Origin of the sequence: Mesorhizobium sp. (assembly GCF_024509055.1) — a bacterium.
Classification (GTDB): Bacteria; Pseudomonadota; Alphaproteobacteria; order Rhizobiales; family Rhizobiaceae; genus Mesorhizobium.
Genome location: NZ_JANINM010000115.1, coordinates 1 through 4,493, shown reverse-complemented (window position 1 = coordinate 4,493; position 4,493 = coordinate 1). Strand labels below are relative to the sequence as shown.

General features: G+C 65.1%; 5 protein-coding genes. 3 read left to right on the top strand and 2 right to left on the bottom strand.

The features are described from left to right. A partial coding sequence (locus Q0L57_RS06385) for a 3-deoxy-7-phosphoheptulonate synthase (protein ID WP_296739685.1) occupies window positions 1–932 on the top strand: 932 nt, incomplete at its 5' end. Window positions 933–949: 17 nt separating this feature from the next. On the opposite strand, the gene Q0L57_RS06380 is transcribed toward Q0L57_RS06385, so the two are convergent. After that, window positions 950–1,585 carry a LysE family translocator gene (locus Q0L57_RS06380; protein ID WP_296739683.1) on the bottom strand — a complete coding sequence of 212 codons (636 nt, stop codon included), beginning with the start codon at window positions 1,583–1,585 and terminating at the stop codon, window positions 950–952. A gap of 127 nt (window positions 1,586–1,712) precedes the next feature. On the opposite strand from Q0L57_RS06380, the gene Q0L57_RS06375 reads away from it, so the two are divergent. Beyond that, window positions 1,713–2,411 (top strand): YafY family protein, encoded by a 699-nt coding sequence (locus Q0L57_RS06375; protein ID WP_296739681.1) that lies wholly within the window; start codon window positions 1,713–1,715, stop codon window positions 2,409–2,411. A 60-nt stretch (window positions 2,412–2,471) separates the two neighbouring features. On the opposite strand, the gene Q0L57_RS06370 is transcribed toward Q0L57_RS06375, so the two are convergent. Continuing rightward, window positions 2,472–3,653: an MFS transporter gene (locus Q0L57_RS06370; protein WP_296739679.1), complete on the bottom strand. Its 1,182-nt coding sequence runs from the start codon at window positions 3,651–3,653 to the stop codon at window positions 2,472–2,474. A 127-nt stretch (window positions 3,654–3,780) separates the two neighbouring features. Here Q0L57_RS06370 and Q0L57_RS06365 point away from each other — a divergent pair. Continuing rightward, a partial coding sequence (locus Q0L57_RS06365) for an aminotransferase class I/II-fold pyridoxal phosphate-dependent enzyme (protein WP_296739678.1) occupies window positions 3,781–4,493 on the top strand: 713 nt, incomplete at its 3' end.

The following is a 4,493-nucleotide window of genomic DNA, read 5'->3' as shown; positions in this document are numbered from 1 at the left end:
TGGTAGTCATCGTCGGCCCTTGTTCCATCCACGATCCGGTCGCCGCCGTGGACTACGCCAGCCGTCTGGCGGCGCTGCGCGAGGCCCTGGCCGACCGGCTCGAGATCGTCATGCGCGTCTATTTTGAGAAGCCGCGCACCACGGTCGGCTGGAAGGGCCTCATCAACGATCCGGACCTCGACGGCAGCTTCAACATCGAGAAGGGGCTGCGCATGGCGCGCAACGTGCTGTCGGCCGTCAACAATCTCGGCCTGCCGGCGGCGACGGAGTTCCTCGACATGACGATACCGCAATACATCGCCGACCTCGTCGCCTGGGGCGCCATCGGCGCGCGCACGACCGAGAGCCAGATCCATCGCGAGCTGGCGTCGGGCCTTTCCTGCCCGGTCGGCTTCAAGAACGGCACCGACGGCAATCTGAGGATCGCCGGCGAAGCAGTGAAATCGGCCGCCCAGCCGCATCATTTCATGGCGGTGACCAAGGGTGGGCGAAGCGCCATCGCGGCGACCAGCGGCAACGAGGACTGCCATGTCATCCTGCGTGGTGGCATCGCGCCCAACTACGACGCGGCAAGCGTCGATGCGGCCGCCGCCGAACTCAACCGCATCGGCGTCGCGCCGCGGCTGATGATCGACGTCAGCCACGCCAACAGCGGCAAGAAGCCAGAGAACCAGCCGAAAGTTGCGCAGGACGTGGCGGCGCAGGTCGCGGCGGGCGACGAGCGCATCATCGGCGTCATGATCGAGAGCAATCTCATCGCCGGTCGTCAGGATGTCGTGCCCGGCAAGCCGCTGGTCTACGGCCAGAGCATCACCGACGGCTGCATCGACTGGGCGACCACCGAGACGGTACTGCACGGCCTGGCCGGCGCCGTCGAATGGCGCCGGTCGGTGAGGCGCGAAATGCTCGCCGCCCGCCAAGGTGCGGCCTGAGCGAACGGGGGCGGCGGTTACGCCGCCCTCAACCCCTCCCACGCGGTGAAGATCGAAACGGCAAACAAAAGCAGCCCCGCGATGCGTCCGGCAAGAACGGTCACGCTCGGATTGTCGACCAGCAGCCTCCGGCTGCGGCCGGCGGTGATGGCTAGCCCGCCATAGATTGCCGCCTGCGTGGCGACCGTCAGCAATCCCATCACGGTCGCCTGCATCCAGATCGGGCCGTAAGCCGGCTTCAGGAACTGCGGATAGACCGCGAGGATGAACAGGTAGGCCTTCGGGTTGATCAGGCATGTCACCAGTCCTTGCCGAAACGCCTTCCAGGTGGAGCGGCTGCCGGTTGGCCCGTCCTCGCCGACCGTGATGGAACTGCGCGTCAGCGTGATGCCGATATAGGCCATGTAGGCGGCTCCGGCGATAAGCAGCGGCGTGAACAGTATCGGCACGAAATGCATGAGCAGGCCGACCCCGACCGCGCCGTTCAGCGTATGCACGGCGCCGCCCAGCATGATGCCCGCCGTCGCGGCCAGTCCCCTGTTGCTGCCGCCGGTCAGCGCGTTTGCGAGTACGAACAGCATGTCCATGCCCGGAACGGCGATGATGCCGAACAACAGCACGAAGAACAGCCAGAGGTTTTCGGTGTAGCTCATGTCAGTTGCCTGTCGCGTCGCCAGCCAAGGCGTAGAGGAATCTGTTGCTTTTCAGCGGACTAGGCCGCCCTATAGGTCACCGCAACTGACGATGATGTGTCAGTTGCGTTGCGGTTGAGCGAGGAAAATGCGCAAGGCGTCTCGCCTGTTCGAGATCATCCAGATCCTGCGGCTGGCCAGGAATCCGGTGACGGCGGCGACGATCGCCGAACGGCTCGAGGTGACGGTGCGCTCGGTCTATCGCGACATCGCCGCGTTGCAGGCGATGCGCGTGCCGATCGAGGGCGGGCGCGGCATCGGCTACATCCTGCGCCCCGGCTTCGACCTGCCGCCGCTGATGTTTTCGATCGAGGAGATGGAGGCGATCGTGCTGTCGCTGGCATTGCTCGAACGCACTGGCGACGACGAGCTCAAGCAGGCCGCAAAACGCGTTGGAGCCAAGATCGCCGGCGCGGTGCCGTCGCCCCTTCGGCAGGCGCTCGACGCCAACGCGCTCCATGCCTGGGGTTTTGCCGCGCCTTCGGCCTCGGCGGTCGATCTGGCGCTGGTCCGACGCGCCATCCGTGACGAGGAAAAGCTTGAGCTTTCCTATCGCGACGAAGCAGGCCGCGATACGCGGCGCGTCATCCGCCCGGTAGCGCTCATCTACTATGCCGAGACCGCCAACATCGTCGCCTGGTGCGAGCTTCGCCAGGCTATCCGCAACTTCCGCAGCGACCGCATCGAGGATTGCCAGCCGGCTGGCCAATGGTTCAAGGGCGAGGGCGACCGGCTGCGGCAGGTCTGGGTCGACGGCTGGGAGGTCAACAGCCAGGCCGCAGGCTAAGCAACTTCAGCAAGAGTGTGAGCAGTTTTCCGTCTCCGAGAAACGGCGAAATGATCTGAGTCATGTCGCCTGAAGGCGCTCGCCGGCAAGACGCTGCCCACGCAACAACGCCAGTCCTGTCTCGGCGAGTGCGAACAGAAGGACAGCGATCAGGAATCCGGCCGTTCCGACATGGACGATCAGCCATCCGCCGAGCACCGGGAAACCGAAGATACCCAGGAAATAGGCGACGACGAACCAGGTCAGCGCGGCATTGCGGTGTTCGGCTGGAGCGTCGTTCACGGCTTGCGTCTGGATGACGGAATACACGAGACCGTAGCCCAGGCCCAGCAGGACTGCGCTGGCGATCTGGATCACAACGCCATGGGCAAGACCGAACGCCGCAACGACGCCGGCAATCATCACCGCCAGCAGGATTACCGCGACGTGGTCGCCCTTGGCGCGACCGATCAGCGGGGCAAGCAGGAAGCGGGACGCGACAACGGTAATCGCGTAGACGGCGAAGAATGTGCTCGCCTCAAGCCCGGTGCCGCGGACCAGCGATGTCTGGAACGTCAGCAGCCCGCTGAACACACAGGCGCCAAGTCCGACCATCAGGATGGGATACATTGCACGCGTGCGCAGCAACGTCGGCAGCGCCCGCACCCAATCATTGCCGGCTGCCTTGATCGCCGCCGCGAGCGGCCGAACGGCGATCGTTTCAAACACGACCAGGAGCAAAGCGGCGAGCAGGCAGACCAGGGCGACGGCCCCGAAGGCCTGTCCGGTCGTAAGCCCTAGATCGTTGATGAGCGCGGTTGCCGCGATCGGGCTCAGGCCGATCCCACCCATCTGGAACGCACCATAGCGGGTAAACCAGAAACCGCGATCCTGATCACTCACGCGCATCGAAAGCGCCATCGGTGCGGCCAGGAAGAAAATGCCCCAGCCGAGGCCGATGAAAAAGCCGGCGACGCCGATCAGCGGCGTCAGCGCCGACAACGAAGCCAAGCCGAGATATCCGCAGGCCACAAGCCCCGCGCCAAACCCTGCCATGCGGCCGGCGCCAAGGCGCCAGGCAAACCAGCCGACAAGGGGAACGCCGACAAGCGTGCCCAGCATGGCGCCGCCAAGCGTCGTGCCGGTTTCGATCTCACTGCCACCGAGCGCTCGAAAATGCTCGGTGAGAAGGAACGTGGCGCCGTAACCCATCGAGGTGAGCAACGTGGCGACAAAGAGCAAATAGGCATGCGACGTGCGCATTGTGGCGGCACCTTCCTGGCAAATGGCCTGCATCTCTACGAACAATGTGGTACAGTGATCTTGCAAATTTCGATCAATTTACAGGTCCTCTTGACGCTGATTTCGAGGACCACTTGAGAGGGGCACCGTGGTCGAACAGACTTCGCGCCGGCATGAAGGCGCCACGCATCTGGTCGACATCGCCATCGACCGAGCGTCGCAGGCCTCGATCGGCCGGCAGCTCTATTTCGCCCTGCGCGCCGCCATCGTCGCCGGCAGGATGCCCGCGGGTGCCCGCTTGCCGTCGACGCGGGCGGCGGCCCGGCTTTGGGGCGTGTCGCGCGGTGTCGTGGTGGAAGCCTATGAAACCCTGTTGAGCGAGAGCTACGTCGTTGGCCATCACGGCTCTGGCACCTTTGTATCAGCCGATGTCCCGGGGCAGTCGGAACGCGCACGCCGCACCCTTCCCGCGCGCGGCACGGCAAAAAGCGATGTCTCGTTTGCTGCGCGCTCCGTCATCGGCAACGCTTTGCTGGATCCGCCGCCGCAGGTTCCCTTCGCCACCGGCCGGGCTGCGCCTGACGACAGGACGCGTGCTGTCCTCAAGCGCATAGGCCATCGTCATCTCGATGCGCTCTCGGATCACTATCGCGACCCGCAGGGGGAGGAGAGACTGCGCGCCGAGGTGGTGACTTATCTCGCGGCGGCGCGCGGCGTGCGCTGCGATCCGGACCGCGTCTTCATCACCTCGGGTTCGCAGCAGGCGATCGATCTTGCCATTCGCACCCTTGTCGACAGGGAGGACAATGTCGCGATCGAAGAACCGGGCTACCCGCCGGCGCGGTTGGCCTTCACGGCCGG

Excerpts from the sequence above, each read along its gene's own strand:
- Q0L57_RS06380 (WP_296739683.1), bottom strand. The coding sequence starts at position 1,585 with ATGAGCTACACCGAAAACCTCTGGCTGTTCTTCGTGCTGTTGTTCGGC.
- Q0L57_RS06375 (WP_296739681.1), top strand. The coding sequence starts at position 1,713 with ATGCGCAAGGCGTCTCGCCTGTTCGAGATCATCCAGATCCTGCGGCTG.
- Q0L57_RS06370 (WP_296739679.1), bottom strand. The coding sequence starts at position 3,653 with ATGCGCACGTCGCATGCCTATTTGCTCTTTGTCGCCACGTTGCTCACC.